The 16347-nt window shown below is 70.0% G+C and carries 18 protein-coding genes; 6 read left to right on the top strand and 12 right to left on the bottom strand.

The window, feature by feature from the left end:
- Positions 1-6 precede the first annotated feature (6 nt).
- The 8 genes from ACZ7OI_RS13590 to ACZ7OI_RS13555 all read right to left on the bottom strand — a co-directional run bounded on the left by ACZ7OI_RS13590 (position 7) and on the right by ACZ7OI_RS13555 (position 8194).
- Complete coding sequence (locus tag ACZ7OI_RS13590; protein WP_470264495.1) at positions 7-1572, bottom strand: ABC transporter ATP-binding protein; 1566 nt, start codon at positions 1570-1572, stop codon at positions 7-9.
- A complete protein-coding gene (locus ACZ7OI_RS13585) occupies positions 1569-2465 on the bottom strand; it encodes an ABC transporter permease (RefSeq protein WP_470264494.1) in 897 nt (298 codons plus the stop codon). The genes ACZ7OI_RS13590 and ACZ7OI_RS13585 overlap by 4 nt, the downstream gene beginning before the upstream one ends.
- The gene (locus ACZ7OI_RS13580; RefSeq protein WP_470264493.1) at positions 2462-3418 is read right to left on the bottom strand and encodes an ABC transporter permease; all 957 of its coding nucleotides are present in this window, start codon (positions 3416-3418) and stop codon (positions 2462-2464) included. Before ACZ7OI_RS13580 ends, ACZ7OI_RS13585 begins: the two co-directional genes overlap by 4 nt.
- Entirely contained in the window at positions 3415-5007 is a 1593-nt protein-coding gene (locus tag ACZ7OI_RS13575) for an ABC transporter substrate-binding protein (RefSeq protein WP_470264492.1), read from the bottom strand. Before ACZ7OI_RS13575 ends, ACZ7OI_RS13580 begins: the two co-directional genes overlap by 4 nt.
- An 81-nt stretch (positions 5008-5088) precedes the next feature.
- Positions 5089-5514, bottom strand: a complete 426-nt coding sequence (locus ACZ7OI_RS13570; protein ID WP_470264491.1) for a thioesterase family protein — start codon at positions 5512-5514, stop codon at positions 5089-5091.
- Positions 5507-6448 (bottom strand): 3-hydroxyacyl-CoA dehydrogenase NAD-binding domain-containing protein, encoded by a 942-nt coding sequence (locus tag ACZ7OI_RS13565; RefSeq protein ID WP_470264490.1) that lies wholly within the window; start codon positions 6446-6448, stop codon positions 5507-5509. Before ACZ7OI_RS13565 ends, ACZ7OI_RS13570 begins: the two co-directional genes overlap by 8 nt.
- Positions 6441-7334 (bottom strand): beta-keto acid cleavage family enzyme, encoded by an 894-nt coding sequence (locus ACZ7OI_RS13560; RefSeq protein ID WP_470264489.1) that lies wholly within the window; start codon positions 7332-7334, stop codon positions 6441-6443. Before ACZ7OI_RS13560 ends, ACZ7OI_RS13565 begins: the two co-directional genes overlap by 8 nt.
- Positions 7334-8194 carry a TetR/AcrR family transcriptional regulator gene (locus ACZ7OI_RS13555; protein ID WP_470264488.1) on the bottom strand — a complete coding sequence of 287 codons (861 nt, stop codon included), beginning with the start codon at positions 8192-8194 and terminating at the stop codon, positions 7334-7336. Before ACZ7OI_RS13555 ends, ACZ7OI_RS13560 begins: the two co-directional genes overlap by 1 nt.
- 722 nt (positions 8195-8916) lie before the next feature.
- Here ACZ7OI_RS13555 and ACZ7OI_RS13550 point away from each other — a divergent pair.
- From ACZ7OI_RS13550 to ACZ7OI_RS13525, 6 genes are all read left to right on the top strand, one after another.
- Complete coding sequence (locus ACZ7OI_RS13550; RefSeq protein WP_470264487.1) at positions 8917-9222, top strand: hypothetical protein; 306 nt, start codon at positions 8917-8919, stop codon at positions 9220-9222.
- Complete coding sequence (locus ACZ7OI_RS13545; protein WP_470264486.1) at positions 9219-10544, top strand: M20/M25/M40 family metallo-hydrolase; 1326 nt, start codon at positions 9219-9221, stop codon at positions 10542-10544. Before ACZ7OI_RS13550 ends, ACZ7OI_RS13545 begins: the two co-directional genes overlap by 4 nt.
- 1 nt (position 10545) lies before the next feature.
- The gene (locus ACZ7OI_RS13540; protein WP_470264485.1) at positions 10546-11439 is read left to right on the top strand and encodes an alpha/beta fold hydrolase; all 894 of its coding nucleotides are present in this window, start codon (positions 10546-10548) and stop codon (positions 11437-11439) included.
- 32 nt (positions 11440-11471) lie between these two features.
- Positions 11472-12074 (top strand): winged helix-turn-helix domain-containing protein, encoded by a 603-nt coding sequence (locus ACZ7OI_RS13535; RefSeq protein ID WP_470264484.1) that lies wholly within the window; start codon positions 11472-11474, stop codon positions 12072-12074.
- Positions 12067-12795 carry an SRPBCC family protein gene (locus ACZ7OI_RS13530; protein ID WP_470264483.1) on the top strand — a complete coding sequence of 243 codons (729 nt, stop codon included), beginning with the start codon at positions 12067-12069 and terminating at the stop codon, positions 12793-12795. Before ACZ7OI_RS13535 ends, ACZ7OI_RS13530 begins: the two co-directional genes overlap by 8 nt.
- 70 nt (positions 12796-12865) lie before the next feature.
- Complete coding sequence (locus ACZ7OI_RS13525) at positions 12866-13228, top strand: YciI family protein (RefSeq protein ID WP_470264482.1); 363 nt, start codon at positions 12866-12868, stop codon at positions 13226-13228.
- Positions 13229-13231: 3 nt separating this feature from the next.
- Here ACZ7OI_RS13525 and ACZ7OI_RS13520 read toward each other — a convergent pair whose 3' ends face one another.
- Genes ACZ7OI_RS13520 through ACZ7OI_RS13505 form a run of 4 tightly spaced genes read right to left on the bottom strand, consistent with a single transcriptional unit; the run spans position 13232 to position 16281 of the window.
- Positions 13232-14440 (bottom strand): RNA polymerase sigma factor, encoded by a 1209-nt coding sequence (locus ACZ7OI_RS13520; RefSeq protein ID WP_470264481.1) that lies wholly within the window; start codon positions 14438-14440, stop codon positions 13232-13234.
- A gap of 6 nt (positions 14441-14446) precedes the next feature.
- On the bottom strand, positions 14447-15028 hold the full coding sequence (locus ACZ7OI_RS13515) for a dihydrofolate reductase family protein (protein WP_470264480.1): 582 nt from the start codon (positions 15026-15028) through the stop codon (positions 14447-14449).
- A gap of 18 nt (positions 15029-15046) precedes the next feature.
- Positions 15047-15271, bottom strand: a complete 225-nt coding sequence (locus tag ACZ7OI_RS13510; protein WP_470229381.1) for a DUF5703 family protein — start codon at positions 15269-15271, stop codon at positions 15047-15049.
- Positions 15268-16281, bottom strand: coding sequence for a YncE family protein (locus tag ACZ7OI_RS13505; protein WP_470264479.1), 1014 nt, complete (start codon positions 16279-16281; stop codon positions 15268-15270). The genes ACZ7OI_RS13510 and ACZ7OI_RS13505 overlap by 4 nt, the downstream gene beginning before the upstream one ends.
- Between the last annotated feature and the right edge of the window lie 66 nt (positions 16282-16347).

The following is a 16347-nucleotide window of genomic DNA, read 5'->3' as shown; positions in this document are numbered from 1 at the left end:
GGCTCCTCACAGCCTCGGCGTCGTAGCGAGAAGCTCGCTGGTGTACTCGTGCGACGGGGAGTTCAGCACCGTTTCGACCGTGCCCTCCTCGACGATCTCGCCGCCGCGCAGGACCGCGATCCGGTCCGCCACCTCCGGGGCGAGGGCGATGTTGTGGGTCACGAACAGCATCGCCATGCCGAGTTCCCGGCGCAGTTCGCCGAGCAGCTCCACGATTGTGGCCTGTACGGACACGTCCAACGCCGACGTGACCTCGTCGCACACCAGGACGTCCGGAGTGGTGACGAGCGCGCGGGCGATCGCGGCGCGCTGGCGTTCGCCGCCGCTGAGCTGGTCGGGCAGCCGGTTCGCGAGGTCCTGCCGCAGGCGTACCCGGTCCAACGTCTCGGCGACGCGCTTCCGGCGCTCGGTGCGGGAGAGGGAAGTCAAGCGCACCAACGGAACCTCGATCGACTGCGCGATCGTTTTGCGCGGGTTCAGCGACGAGAAGGGGCTCTGGAAGACGTACTGGATCCGCCGCAGTTCGTCGGTGCTGCGCTGCCGGGCGGCCGGGGCCAGCGGGGTGCCTTCGAGCGCGACGGTTCCGGTGAAGCCGCGGTTCAGCCCGGCGATGCACTGCGACAGCGTGGTTTTCCCGGAGCCGGATTCGCCGAGCAGCATCACGCTTTCCCCGCGCGTCACGGCGATATCGATGCCGCGCAGCACCTTCTGCTGCCCGTAGGACATCCGGATGTCGCGCGCGGCGAGCACTGCGTCGTCCGGCGGGGGAGCAGCGGCGGGTTCCGCGCCGAGGTCTGGCACCGCCGCGAGCAGACGCTTGGTGTACGCGTGCTTCGGCCGTCGCAACACGTCGTCGGCGACGCCGCATTCGACCAGGTTTCCCTGGTACATCACGGCGACCCGGTCGGCGAGCTGCGCCACCACTGCGAGGTCGTGCGTGATGTACAGCGCCGCCACACCGTGCTCGGACGTCAGCTGCCGGACGGTTTCCAGCACCAGCGCCTGGGTCTTCACGTCCAGCCCAGTGGTCGGCTCGTCCAGCACCACGACGCTCGGGCGGCAGGCGAAAGCCATCGCGATGCCGACCCGCTGCTGCTGTCCGCCGGACAGTTGATGCGGGTATCGCCGCTGGTAGGCCTCGTCGGAAGGCAGCCCGACCTCGGCGAGCACCTCGGCCGCCCGGTCGTTCGCAGAACCCGGATATCCGTGTGTTTCCAGTACTTCAGCGATCTGCCGCCCGATCCGCAATGCCGGGTTCAGCGACAGCGCCGGGTCCTGCGGGATGTACGCGACAGCGCTGCCGCGCAACTCGCGGCGCGCGGCGTCGTCGAGCGTCAGCACGTCGACCGGCTCGCCGTCGCGCGGGTGCAGCACCACTTTGCCGCCGCCGGACACCAGCCCGCGCCGGAAATGGCCGAGCGCGGCCAATCCGGCGGTCGTCTTGCCGGAGCCGGATTCGCCGACGAGCGCGAGGACCTCGCCGGGCGCGATCTCGAAGGACACCGAATGCAGCACCGGACGGCCCGCCGCGGTGTGCACGGCCAGTCCGGTCACCTCCAGAGCGGTCGTCATGCCCGTCCCTCCCGGGTCCGCCCGGCCGCGGCCGAGGCGAGCGAGTCGGCGACGAGGTTCGTGCCGACGGCCAGCACCGCGATCGCGACCACCGGGAGCAGCACGCCCCACGGCTGCACGACGAGCGCGATCCGGTTCTCGTTGATCATCAGGCCCCAGTCCGCGGCCGGCGGCTGGATGCCGAGCCCGAGGAACGACAGCGAGGCGATGTAGCCGATCGAATAGGTCAGCCGCAGGCCCAGCTCCACCATCAGCGGGCCGGTGATGTTCGGCAGGATCTCGCGCAGCAGGATCCGGCTGCGCGGGACGGCGTACATCTCGGCGGCGCGGATGTAGTCGTGGTTGCGCACCGAAACCGTCGCCTGCCGGGCGACCCGCGCGGTCCGCGGCGCGTGCGTCAGCCCGATGACCAGCACCAGCAACCAGCCTTTCGGGCCGATCACCGCGATCGCCAGCAACGCGATGACCAGCTGCGGGAACGACAGCAGCACGTCGTTGCCGCGCATCAGCAGGCTGTCCAGCCAGCCGCCGCCGTATCCGGCGATCATGCCGAGCAGCGCGCCGAGCACGATGCCGAGCGCGGTGGCGAGGACGGCGTACAGCAGCAGCGTGGTGCCGCCCGCCAAGAAGCGCGTGAGGACGTCGCGGCCGAGTCCGTCGGTTCCCATGAGTCCGTCGGGTTTGAACGGTTTCCCGGCGAAGTCCGTGGTGGTGTGCCCGGTGATGACCGGCCCGAGCCACGGGCCGAGAAGCGCCACGAGGACGACGACTCCGGCCAGCACGGTGCCGACTTTGGCCTGCGGGAACGCCCAGGCGGTGCGGATCAGCCCGGCCGCGCGCGGCGGCGTTTCCGGGACGGCGGGGACCACCTGTTCTTCTTCGACCGCGGTCATCGCACTGCCTCCGTCCGGAGCTTGGGATCGGCGAGGATGCCGATCACGTCGGCCAGCAGGTTCACCACGATGTAGACCGCGGCGATCAGCAGCGTCACCGCCTGGACCACGGCGACGTCGCGTTTGCCGACCGCGTCGATCAGCGCCTGGCCGATGCCGGGGTAGCGGAACAGGAATTCGACCACCACGACGCCGCCGGCCAGCCAGGCCAGCTGGATCGCGACGACCTGCGCGACCGGCCCGACCGCGTGCGGCAAAGCGTGCCGCAGCAGCACCGTCCGCTCGCGCATTCCCTTGAGCCGCGCCATTTCCACGTAGCCGGAATCGAGGACTTCGTTCATCGTCGCGCGCATCATCCGGGTGATGTACGGCGTCACGACCAGCACGAGAGTGAGCACCGGGAGCACGAGCTGACTTGGTTGTGCCCATACCGCTTCGCCTGGCGGCGTGAGCGTGACCGAGGGCAAGAAACGGAACACTGTGGTCGCGAAGAGAACGATGAGCGCCACGCCGATCACGAACTCCGGCAGTGCGGCGATCACCAGGCTGACTCCGGACACCACCTGGTCGCCGGCGCGACCGCGGCGCATCGCGCTCCACGTGCCGAGCGCGAGCCCGAGCGGGGTGGCGATCACCGCGGCGAGCACGAGCAGGACCAGCGAGGCCGACACCCGGTCCGCCAGCAGCGTCGTGACCGGGCCCTGGGTCGAGGTCGACGTGCCGAGGTCGCCGGTGAACAGGCCGCCGAGCCAGGAGAGATAGCGCTGCCAGACCGGTTCGTCGAGGTACAGCTGGTGCTGCAGCGCGGCGATCCGCTCCGGAGTCGCCTGCTGGCCGAGGATGGCCCGCGCCGGATCGCCCGGCAGAAGCAGTGTCGCGACGAACACCAGCAGGGTGACCAGCCACAGCACCACGAGGCTCACGAGAAGCCGTTTGAGGATCAGCCGGGTCATGCCGCGCCGCCTTCCGCCGTGCCGAGCCAGACCTGCCGGAACTGGTAGCCCGACAGCGAGATCCCGGTCCGGTCCGGCACGAATCCGGCCACATAGGACTGGTAGGCGTCGACCTGGTCGACGAACCCCCACACGATCAGGCCGCCGCGTTCGTACTCGATCTGCTGGGCCTTTCGCAGCAGAGCGGCGCGCTCTTTCGGATCCACCGTGGCGCTCGCCCGCGTGGCGAGGCCGGTGAATTCCGGGTCGTTCCAATGGGTTTCGTTGTACGGCGCTTTCGGCAGCGAACCGGACGCGACCTGCGGCAGGTAGTTGCGCGTGTACCAGAAGTCCTGCGCGAAATCCCAGGACAGGTAGTTCTCGCCGTAGAACGTGGTGGTGTCGATCTTCCGGATCCGCACGTTCACGCCGGCTGCCTTGGCCTGCTGCTGGAACACCTGCGCGGCCTCGACCGCGCCCGCCTGGATCGGCGCGGTGACCAGCTCGATGTCGAGATTCGGCTTGCCCGCTTCGGCGAGCAGCCGTTTCGCTTCCGCGATGTTCTGCTTCCGCTGCGGCAGCTGCCGGTTGTACGCCGGGTCGAAGGGCGCGTACAGGTCGTTGCCGACCCGGCCCTGTCCGCTGAGCACCTGGTTGATCATCTGCTCGCGGTCGACCACCAGGCGCAGCGCCTGGCGCACGCGCACGTCGTTGAACGGCGGACGGTCCACGCGCATGGTGAACGGCAGCCAGGTCCCGGTTTCCGACCGCAGCACCTGGATGCGCGGATCGCTGCGGAGCACGTCCACGAGCGCGACGGGGACCTGGTCGATGGCGTCCACCTGGGACGAGAGGAGAGCGTTGATCCGGGCGTCGTCGTCGGCGAAGTTGATGAGCGACAACCGGTCCAGATACGGCTCGCCCGGCCGCCAGTAGTGCTCGTTGCGCACGAAGGTGCTCTGCAGCCCGGCGGTGAACGTGTCGGCTTTGAACGGTCCGGTGCCGATCGGCCGTTTGACGTCGAAATCGGCCGGGACGATGCCGAGGCTGTACTGGCCGAGCAGGTCGTCGAAGCCGGAATTCGGGGAGGTGAGCCGGAATTCGACGGTCCGGTCGCCGGTGGCGACGACCTCGCCGAGCATGGTCAGCCCGGCCGCGCCGCTCTTCGGGTCCTTCGGATCGGTGATCCGGCGGAAGGTCGCGACGACGTCGGCCGGGGTCACCGGGCGGCCGTCGTGGAAGCGGATGCCGGAGCGCAGCACGGCGGTCCAGGTGCGCGCGTCCGGCGAGGACTTCAGCGATTCGGCGACCAGCATCTGGAGCCGGTAGTCGTGATCGCGCAGCAGGAGTGGCTCGTAGAGGTTGAGCACGCGCGCGATGTCCGGGTTCGTGGCCGGGATGTGCGGGTCGAGCGTGTCGGACGCGCCTCCGCCGGTGACGCCGACGCGGAGGGTGCCGCCGCGTTTGGGCGGCCCGGAGGGCACGGCCGCGGCGACGGTGGAGCCGCAGGCGGCCAGCAGAGGAGCGGCACCGGCGAGCGCGGCGCCGGCGACGGCTGCGGTGAGGAATCGGCGGCGGGAAACGTTGGTCGGTTTACATCGGGCTTCCATGGGTGACTTTCGAGCGGGTGTCGTGAGTGGCAATGCCGGTGGGAACCGGCATTGCCACTCACGACACGGTGGGGGAGGGGATCAGGCGATGGCGCGTCCCGCGTAGTCCGGGACCGGGGCCAGGTGCGTGTCGAGCGCGGTGGCGATTTCGGCGGGGAACGGCGTCGCGCGACCCCCGGAAACGTGCAGGCACAACAGCTCTTCGGTGGCGACAAGCTCGCCGCCGACCCGCATCTCGTGGCAGAGCCGCACCTTTTTCGCGCCGACTGACAGCACGGAGGTCGTCACTTTGAGTTCGGCGTCCGCGCCGACTTCGCGCAGGTACCGGACGTGAGCCTCCACTGTGTACAGCGACGCCCCGGTTCTCTCGCGGTAGCCGGGACCGAGGCCGACGATGTCCATCAGCGAGGTGGTCGCGTCGCCGAAGACGAGCACGTAATACGGCTCGGAGAGGTGGCCGTTGTAGTCGATCCACTCTGGACGGACCCGGTCGCGGTACTCAGCCACGACGGGCCTGCCCGACCGCGCGCTGGATCGCGATGACCGCCCGGTCGCGTTCGGCGATCAGGTCGGCGATCGTGCGCCCGTCCGCCTCGTCGTCGCACCCGGCGACCACGGCGTCGCGCAGGTCCTTGGTGAGTTCCGGGGCTTCGAGGCGCGTCCACGGCGACTTCAGCGACGGTCCGAAGTGGTCCAGCATGTGCGCCATGCCGCCCTCGCCGCCGGCCAGGTGGAACGTGAGCATCGGGCCTTGGACCGGCCAGCGCAGCCCCGGCCCGTCGGTGATCGCGAGGTCGATCTGCTCGACGGTCGCCTCGCCGTTCGCGACCATGTGCAGGGCTTCCCGCCACAGCGCTTCCTGGAGCCGGTTCGCGATGAACCCCGGCACCTCGCGGTCCATCGTGATCACGGACTTGCCGACGCGCCGGTAGAACTCGGCGGCCCGCTCGACCGCCCACGGCGCGCTGAGCTTCCCGCCCGCGACCTCGACCAGCGGGATCAGGTACGGCGGATTGAACGGATGCCCGACCACGAGCCGTTCCGGGGTTTTCGCGGCGACCTGCATTTCGGTCATGCCGTAACCGGAGGTGGACGAGGCGATCACGACGTCCGGAGCGGTGACGGCGTCGATGTCGGCGAGCAGTTTCTGCTTGAGCGCCAAGTCTTCCGGCGCGCTTTCCTGGACGAAGCCCACGCCGTCGACGGCTTCCGCGAGCGTCGCGGTGACGGTGAGCCGGTCCCGGCTCGCGCCCGGCTTGAGGCCCAGTTCGGTGAGCGCCGGCCAAGCCGCATTGACGAGTCGTTCGAGTTTCTCGGCGGCGTCCGGCGCGGGGTCCCAGGCCCGGACGTCGAAGCCCTGGGCGAGGAAATGCGCGACCCAGCCGCCGCCGATGACTCCAGCCCCGATGCACGCGACGGTGTCCACAGTGTCCTCAGGCATTGGCACGCTCCTTCAACCCGAGGATTTCCCGCGCCCGGTCCGGGCTCGCGATGTCCGCGCCGAGCTTCTGGACGATGTCCACCGCGCGTTCGACGAGCTGCCCGTTGGTGGCCTTGACGCCGCGCGCGAGGTAGAGGTTGTCCTCCAGCCCGACCCGGACGTGCCCGCCCAGCAGCACCGACTGCGCGACCCACGGCATCTGGTCGCGCCCGATGGCGAACGACGCCCACTGCGCGCCTTCGGGCAGCAGGTGCACCATCGCCTGCAGCAGCCCGGGATCCGGCGGCGCGCCGTACGGGATGCCCATGCAGAGCTGGAACAGCGGCGGCGGGTCGATCAGGCCTTCCTCGACCATTTTCGTGGCGAACCACAGGTTGCCGGTGTCGAAGATCTCCAGTTCGGGCTTCACGCCCAGCTCCTGGATCCGCTTCGCGCCGGTGCGCAGCATGTCCGGAGTGGACACGTAGAGCTGGTTGCCCTCGCCGAAGTTCAGCGAACCGCAGTCGAGCGTGCAGATGTCCGGCAGGAGTTCTTCGACGTGCGGGAGCCGGTCGTGCGCGTTGACGAGGTCGGTGCCGTCGACCGGCTTGAGCGGGTCTTCGGCGTCGATGACGAGGTCGCCGCCCATGCCCGCGGTGAGGTTGACGACCACGTCCACACCGGACTCTTTGACCAGCCGCACCGCCTCGCGATACAGCGCGACGTCCCGCGACGGGGCTCCGGTCTCGGGTTCGCGCACGTGGATGTGGACCACGGCCGCGCCGGCGTTGGCGGCCTCGACGGCGCTTTCGGCGATTTGCGCCGGGCTGACCGGGACGTGCGGGCTCCGGCGGGTGGTGTCCCCCGCGCCGGTGAGCGCGCAGGTGACGATGACCTCGTGGTTCATCAGGCTCCTTGGACGATCGAGCGGTCGATGAAGTCGTGCAGGTGCGCGCGCATCGCGCCCACCGTGCTGCCGGGGCGTCCGGTCAGCACCTGGATGCCGAGGCCGTCGATCAGCGCGGTGAGCCGGGCGGTGGCGGCCTCGGGGTCGGCCAGGCGGAACGCGCCCTGTTCCTGGCCGGTGCGGATGGTCATGAGAATGGTCTGGTACCAGCGGTCGTAGGAATCGGTGTAGAGCGAACGCAGCCGCGGGTCGAGCGCGACCTCGTTCCAGACCTGCAGCCACACCGACCATTCGGCGCGCAGCAGGCCCTCGGTGGGCAGTTGGAGTTCGACCAGCTTGAGCAGCCGGTCGTGCGCGCCGGGCACCGCGTGCAGCTCGGCGACCTGCCGGTCGAACGCGAGCTTCACGTTGCGCCGCAACGCTTCGTCGAGGACTTCGGTTTTGGTGGGGAAGTGGTAGTGGATGGCGGCGGTGCTGGTGCCGCACGCCTGGGCGATGTCGGCGATGCGGACCCGGTGGTAGCCGCGTTCGGCGATGAGCTGCCACGCGGTTTCGAGGATTCGCCGTCTTGGCTCGGAGTGGGCGAGGTCGTCGGGGTCGCTCGCGGTTCCGGCGGCGGGGGCTGGGACGGCGGTGACGGTTTTGGCGTCGTCGCTGCCGTTGAGCAGCCAATTCACCGTGACGCCGGAGTATTCGGCTACGCGGACCAGTTCGTGCGGGGAGAAGCGGCGGGCGCCGTTGAGGGCTTTGGAGAGTTTGGTCTGGTCCAGGCCGATGGCGGCGGCGAATTCGCGCTGGGCCACGGGCATGGAGTGGATCAGCTGCCGCACCCGGTCTCTCAGCTGGTCCGTTTCGTCCATGGGGCGAGACGGTAATGCTGCGTTGCGAAAATCGCAACTCTGGTGGGGTTGGGGATGTAACGGTTTGTGGGAATGGTTGTGTGCCAAGGAGTTGCGATTGTCTGTTGACTGGCGGATCAGTCGGTGGCGGTTTGGGGTTTCGGTACTGCGTTGCGTTGGGGCACCCCGAACCGCAGGGAGGCTTCGTATCGGGGTGCGGGGGGAGGGGCTGGGCGCACCGCTGGGTGGGGTGCGTCGGCTGCGGTGGGGTGGTGGGGTTGCCGCGCCCGGGGTGCCGGGGTCGTGCGCCGCGCTGGGCCCGGAGCCCGGCGTGCCGCTAACGTGCTATGGCGGAAAGCCGAACGTGCCCGTCCATCAGCCGAACGAACTCGATGAGGTCCGGATGTTCGCCACTGTCGTCGCGCTGATCATCGGAGTCGTCGGCGTGTCCGGGACGCTCGCTTCCGCGGTTCTCACTCAGCGGCTCGGCCTGCGAGCGAAACTGCAGGAACTGGAACACGCGGACCGGCTGCGCAGCGCGGAGCTGGAGGCCGCGGAGAAGCAGCGGAAAGCCGAACAGCTGCGCGAGTGCTACATCCAGCTGACTGCGAACAACCGGAACTACCGGGACGCGATGCTGACCTACGCGCACGCGCTCAAGGCGGGAACCCCGGCCGAGGCCGAGGCCGCCGAGGTGCAAAACCGCCCGCCGCGCCCAGCGCGACACCCGGGCCGAGGCGCAGATGACGGCGAGCGACGAGGTGCTGGCTGCGGAGAAAGGGATGAACCGGCAGCTGACCGTCGCCTACCGGATGCTCAGGTCGGCCGAGCACGAGCCGGACGCGACCGCGCGGGCTCGCCTTCTCGACGAGGTCATCGACCTTCTCGACAAACTCGTCAAGCTGCATGCCAAGGCACGGCTCGCGATGCGGGTTGACCTGGGATCACGCGCCAGCCGCCGTGTTGACCCTTTCGCCGCGCCCGGTGCCCGGTTCCACTCGCCGGGACGACGGCGTCCTCTCGCGGCGGATGATAGGAATGGCCGGTGACCCAACCGAACTTGATCGACGCCGCCGCGGACGAGGCTGTCACGCTTACCAGCGAGCTGATCCGCATCGACACCACCAACACCGGCGACCCCGAAACCCTCGTGGGCGAGCGGGTCGCGGCCGAGTACGTCGCGGAGAAGCTGACCGACGCCGGATACGACGAGATCACCTACGTCGAGTCCGGCGGCAAGGACCGGCACAACGTCCTCGTGCGGCTGCCGGGGGCGGACCGCAGCCGCGGTGCGCTGCTGATCCACGGCCACCTCGACGTGGTCCCGGCGGACCCGGCCGAATGGTCGGTGCACCCGTTCTCCGGCGCGGTCCAGGACGGCTACGTGTGGGGGCGCGGCGCGGTCGACATGAAGGACATGGTCGGCATGACGCTGGCCCTGGCCCGGCACTACAAGATCAACAATATCGTCCCCCCGCGCGATCTCGTGTTCCTGTTCGTCGCCGACGAGGAGGCGGGCGGCAAGTTCGGCGCGCAGTGGCTGGTCGAGCACCGGCCGGAGCTGTTCGAGGGCGTCACCGAGGCGATCAGCGAGGTCGGCGGCTTCTCGATCACGTTGAAGGACAACGTCCGCGCGTACGTGATCGAGACGGCCGAGAAGGGCATCCGCTGGATGAAGCTGCGCGTGCGCGGCACCGCGGGCCACGGGTCGATGATCCACCGCGACAACGCCGTCACGAAGCTGTCCGAGGCGGTCGCGAAGCTCGGCACGCACCAGTTCCCGTTGGTGCTGACCGATTCCGTGCGCGAGTTCCTCGCCGGCGTCACCGAGATCACCGGCTGGGACTTCCCCGAGGACGATCTCGAGGGCTCGGTCGCCAAGCTGGGCAACATCTCCCGGATGATCGGCGCGACTCTGCGCGACACCGCGAACCCGACGATGCTCACCGCCGGCTACAAGTCGAACGTGATCCCGTCGGTCGCCGAGGCCGCTGTCGACTGCCGCATCCTGCCCGGCCGGATCGAGGCGTTCGACCGCGAGCTGGACGAGCTGCTCGGCCCGGACATCGAAAAGGAATGGATGGAACTGCCGCCGGTCGAGACGACGTTCGACGGCGCGCTCGTCGACGCCATGACCGCCGCGGTGCTCGCCGAGGACCCGGGCGCGCGCACCCTGCCGTACATGCTCTCCGGCGGCACCGACGCGAAGTCTTTCCAGCAGCTCGGCATCCGCAACTTCGGGTTCGCGCCGCTGAAACTGCCCGCCGATCTCGACTTCTCCGGCCTCTTCCACGGCGTCGACGAGCGCGTCCCGGTCGACGCGCTGAAGTTCGGCGTCCGCGTGCTGGACCGGTTCCTCCGCTCGTCCTGACATGCCAGAGTTCCGGCTCGCCGACGGCACGCCCCTGCACCTCGTGCGCAGGGGCGACCCGGCGGCGGCCGTGACCGTCGTGCTGCTGCACGGCTACGCGCTCGACCAGCGCAGCTGGAGCCGGATCGCGCCGGTGCTGCCGGAAGCGGTCGAGCATCCGCTCGCCGTGATCAGCTACGACCACCGCGGCCACGGCGAATCCGGCCGGGCCGCGCGCGGCACCGCGACGATGGGCAAGCTCGCCGACGACCTCGCCGAGGTGATCGAGCAGGCCGTCCCGCACGGTCGCGTCGTGCTGGTCGGACACGACATGGGCGGGCTCGCGGTCATGTCGCTGACCCAGCGGCATCCGGAGCTGTTCGCCGCGCGCGTCGGCGGGCTGGTGCTGCTGTCGACGTCGTCCGGGCGGATTGCCACCGAGGCGTCCGCGGCTTGGCCCAACGCGCTCGGAAAGCTCGCGCAGGACCTGGAAATGGTGCTGGGCGCGAAGCTGTACGGCCTGGTCCGCGAGCACACCAGCCGCGCGGTGAGCGCCGGGCTGCGCTGGTGGTTGTTCGGCGACGATCCCGACCCGGACCTCGTCGAGCTGACCGTCAAGATGATCCGCGGCAATTGGCCGCACACGATCGCGCAGTTCCGGCCCGCGCTCGACGCCTACGCGCGCGAAGCGGCGTTGACGCTGGTCGGCGACCTGCCGGTGACGGCGATCGTGGGGGAGCGGGACCGGATCGTCGCGCCCGCCGACGTCGAGCAGTTCGTCCGCGGGCTCGCCCAGGGATACGCGGTGGTGCTGCCCGGCGTGGGGCACGTCGTCCCGCTCGAGGCCGCCGCGCAGGTCGTCCCGCGGATCGCCTCGGTCGTCAACGAGGTCCACCGACAACAAAACCTGTCTTGACAATCTGAGTGTTCGAAAGCACGATGGGACGCATGTTTCCCGTTGCGGTGATCGAGGACGCGGCCGCGGCCGAGGTGTCGCTGGACCCGGTCCGCGCCCGGCTGCTGGCCGAACTGGCGCAGCCTGCCTCGGCGACGATGCTGGCCGCCCGCGTCGACCTGCCGAGGCAGAAAGTGAACTACCACCTGCGCGCGCTGGAAAAGCACGGGCTCGTGGAGCTGGTCGAGGAGCGGCGCAAGGGCAACGTCACCGAGCGGATGATGCAGGCGACCGCCTCGTCGTACGTGATCTCGCCGTCCGCGCTCGCGGCCGTGCAGCCCGACCCGGCGCAGTCTCCGGACCGGCTGTCCGCGCGCTGGCTGCTGGCGGTCGCGGGACGGTTGGTGCGCGACGTCGGAATCCTGATCACCGGTGCGGCGAAAGCGAAAAAGCGCGTCGCCACCTTCGCTCTCGACGGCGAGGTCCGATTCGCCTCGGCTGCCGACCGCGCCGCGTTCGCGGAGGAACTGGCGACCGCGGTGACCGCGCTGGTGGGGAAGTACCACGACGAAAAGGCCGAGAACGGCCGCGTGCACCGGGTGGTGCTGGCGGTGCACCCGAGCGTGCCGACGGGGGAGGAAAACGAGGATGGGTAAGGAATTCCGGGAGATCGACGTCGCCGAGGTCCCGGTAGAACCGGAGCAGGTCTGGGCGGCGATCGCGACCGGGCCGGGCATCGACTCCTGGTTCATGGGCCGCAACGAGGTCGAAGGCGGAGTGGGCGGCGCGGTGCGCGGAGCGTTCGCCGCCTACGAGCCGACGCACGCGATCACCGCCTGGGACCCGCCGAACCGGCTGGCCTACGGCGGAGAACCCGCGCCGGACGGACGCCGGATCGCCTACGAATTCCTCGTCGAGGGCCGCGACGGCGGCAGCTCGGTGATCCGCTGCGTCACGAGCGGCTTCCTGGCCGGAGACGACTGGGCGGACGAGTTCGAGGCCATGCAGGCGGGCGGTGCGCTGTTCTTCCGCAACTTGGTGGAGTTCGTGCGGTATTTCCCAGGCCGGACGGCGACGCCGGTCACCGCGTTCGGGCCGGCGGTGATCTCGGACTGGCCTGCGTTGTGGGCCGCGCTGGCCAAGGAAGTGGGCGTCGAAGCGTTGACCGTCGGCGCGCAAGTCCGGCTGGCCGGGGCCGACGGAGTGGTCTACGCGGTGAACGACCAGACCGCTGGGATCCGCACTGGCGAGGGGCTTTTCTGTTTCATGCAGGGCTTCCGCGGCCCGCTGGTGGCGACGCACCACCTCGTCGCGCCGGACGTCGACGTGGCGGCGGAGGAAGCGAAGTGGGCGGAGTGGATGGCCGCGCTCAGCTGAGCGGTGTCGAAAACCGGTGCAGCCCGTTCGTCATCCGGTCGAGAGTGTCATCCGGCCAGGAGGAGAAACCGTGCAGTACGCGATGCTGATCTGCGGCGACGACCGCGAATGGACCGCCTTGTCCCCGTCGGACGAGGAGGACCAGATGAAGCGGATCTACGCCTGGTTCGAGCGCTGGCAGCCGACCGGCAAGGTGGGCAGCGGCGTTGAACTGCAGCCCCGGGAGACGGCGAAAACGGTGCGGGCCGGGGCCAACGGGAAACCGGTGGTCACCGACGGGCCGTATGTGGAGCTGAAGGAGGTCGTCGGTTCGGTGATCCTGCTGGAATGCGCCGATATCGACGAGGCGGTCGAGGTCGCGGCGAGCTGGCCGCTGGGTCCGGGCGTGAGCGCGGTGGAGGTCCGGCCGGTGACGAGCCGCGAGGAGGAATGACGGCTACCGCCGGACGGCGAGCTCGTCCACGCGACGCGCCATCAGCTCGCGTTCGGCCGGATTCGCCGCAAGCTCGAGCGCCCGCTCCGCCGACGCCAGCGCCTCGGCCGGTCTGCCGAGCGCCGCAAGCAGATCGGCCCGAGCGGCGTGCCACAGCCGATAGCCGGACAACTGCTGGTGGAGCGCGTCGACCTCCGCAAGCGCCGGAGCCGGGCCGACGGCGTACCGGGTAGCCACCGCCCGGTTCAGCAACACCACCGGCGACGGGTCGAGCAGGGAGAGCCGGTCGTACATCGCCCGCACGGCACCCCAGTCGGTGTCCTCGAAACTGGCGGTGACGGCGTGCATCGCGGCGATGCCAGCCCGGGTTTGGTAAGGCCCGGGCTGGCCAAGCCGCACTGCCTCGCGCAACCGCAGCACCGCACGCTGAATTGCCGGACCGTCCCACAGCCGCCGATCCTGCCGTTCCAGCACCACGATCTGGCCCTGTGCGTCGAACCGTGCCGCGACGCGCGCGTGCTGCAGCTCCAGCAACGCGGCCAGTCCGGCGGCTTCCGGTTCGCGAGGCAGCACATCGGCGAGCTGCCGGGCCAGCTCGACTCCCTCGCTCGCCAATTCCTGCCGCCGCGCCGAATCGCCGCTGGCGAGATAACCCTCGTTGAACACCAAATAGACCACTGCGAGGACGGCTGGCAGCCGGTCGGCGTACTCGTGCGGCTGCGGCGGTTCGAATCCGACGCCGCGTTCCCGCAACAGCCGTTTGGCCCGTGAAAGCCGTTGCGCCATCGTCGGCAACGGCACCAGAAACGCGGCGGCGATCTCGGCGGTGGTCAACCCGCTCGCGGCATACAGCGTCAGCGCGACCTGCACCGGTTCCGGCAAATCCGGGTGGCAGCACGCGAAAATCATCGCCAGCCGGTCGTCGGACCCCGGTTCCGGCGGCGGTTCCGCCGCCGCCCGGACGGCTTTTTCCCGGCCGGCCGCGTCCCGGCGAAGGCGGTCGACTGCCTTGCGCCAGCCCGTCGTGACCAGCCATCCGGTGGGACTGGACGGCACTCCTTCGCCGGGCCAGCGCTTGAGCGCCTCGGCGATCGCTTCCGCCAGCGCTTCCTCGGCGCGATCGAAGTCGCCGAGCCGACGGCTGAGCGCCCCCAGCATGCTGGAGGCGTCCGTGCGCCAGATCCGCTCCGTCAGTTCGGCGACGTCGTTCACGAGGGCTCAGGCGCGGACGTACCGCAGCAAGGCGACGCCGCTGCCGAAGATCCGGCTCTCCGCCAGCTTGTAGCGGTCCACCGAGAACTCGGCGTCGAACAACGGCGCACCGGAACCGAGGACGACCGGGTTCAGCTTGAGGTGGATCTCGTCCACTTCGTCGCGCAGCGCACCGGCGAGCGCGCCGCCGCCGCACAGCCAGATGTCCTTGCCGTCTTCCTTCTTCAGCTCCCGGATCTTCTCGACCGGGTCGGTGCCGACCAGCTGCACGGCAGGGCCGGGAGCCTCGGTCATGGTGCGGGAGAAGACGTAGTGCCGCAGGTGCGTGTAGGCGTCCGCGACACCGAGGTCCACGGCCATCCGGTAGGAGACCCGGCCCTCCACGACGGTGTCGAAATGCCGGTGCGGGACGTCCTCGACGCCGAGCGCGGACCGGGCGTGCGCCGGCACCATCTCCGGGTACTCGCGGATCAGCGGCTCGGCGTGGTCGCCTTCGAAGGGGAACACCGAGCCGGTCGGGTCCTCCCGGGACGGCGCGGCGATGAAACCGTCGAGAGTGGACGCGACGAGGTAGACCAATTTACGCATAAGGGACAGCTAACCAGGTCAGGTGGCGAGCCCCGACGAGTGGTCGGCCGCCGATCGCTTGCGGCGCAGCCAAATCCTCCGCGTCCCGTCGGCATAGAGCCGGACCGTGCGCAGTTCCCAGCCCGCGAACTCCGCGTGGATGGAGAGCTGGATCATCGCCGCGCGCCGGGAGACCGCCGGGGGGAGGCGCAGGCGGCGATACTCCCAATCCCCTTCGACCACCGCCTCGTCGACTGTCGTCATGGCTGGATCACCTGGGTCCCTTCTCCCGCGGCCGAGCCGACGAACACGCGGCCGCTCTGGTCGTCGACGCCCACCGTGTCCGGCTGGCGCACGGTCGGGAATCGGTACTTCTCGACGGGCTCTCCGCCGCGGACGTCGTAGCCGACGACCTCGTTGCGGGCGGTCAGGGTGATCCACGCCAGGCTGCGTTTCGCGTCGTAGGCGATGCCGTACGCGCCGCCCGGAACCGGGTAGCGCTGGCGGAGGATCAGCGGGTTGGTGGAGAACGCGAGCAGCGCGCCCGCGCGCGCGTCGGTGACCAGCACGCGGCCGTACGAATCGGCGATCGCGTTGGCCGCGCCGTCGCCCGCGCGCAGGCCTTCGTCCATGGTTCCGGCTTGGACGTCCACGCTGAACACGGCGGTGCGCAGCCGGTCGAGGACGACGACGCCGTTGCCGGTGTTGACCACGTCGTCGGCGCTGTAGAGCTGTCCGGTGATGGTTTTCGCCACGGAGCCGTTGTTCAGCACCTCGACGGCCTTGCGGTCGCGGACCGCGACGAGCGTGTCCGGCCCGTCAGCGGTCCCGGCGGCGGGCTGTCCGGCGACCTTCTCGGCGGTCAGCTGCCCGCTCGGCAGCGCGACGCGGGCGAGCACGCCCTTGCCCGGGACTCCGGCGAGCGCCTGGCCTCCGGACACGCTGAGCGATTCCGCCGGACCGGGCAGAGCGACGGTTTTCTTCGGGGCACCGAGTGCGCCGAGGTCGTATAGCCGCAGCTCAGGCGGCTGCGAGAGAGCCACGACGAGAGTGTGGCTCTGCTGGTCGGTCGCGATCGCGGACACCACCGGCATCGGCAGCACCTGCCCGGCCGGCGGCACCGCGCGGGCGGGGGAGACGGCCGGTTTCGCGGCCGTCGGATTGGCCACGACCTGCAGGTTGTCCTTCGGCTCGGCCGAGGACGAGCAGGCCGACAGCGCGAGCGCACCGGCCAGCGGGATCGCGATCCGCGACGCGGCGGTGAGCCGACGCACCTTGAAACCTCCGGCAAAGCTCCGGCGAACAGATCCCTCCAGCATCCTCTCCGAACGCCGAACCGT

This window comes from Amycolatopsis sp. NPDC114503 (assembly GCF_055633655.1).
Note: the sequence above shows the minus strand (reverse complement) of the source record. Positions and strands in the feature narration are given on the sequence as shown.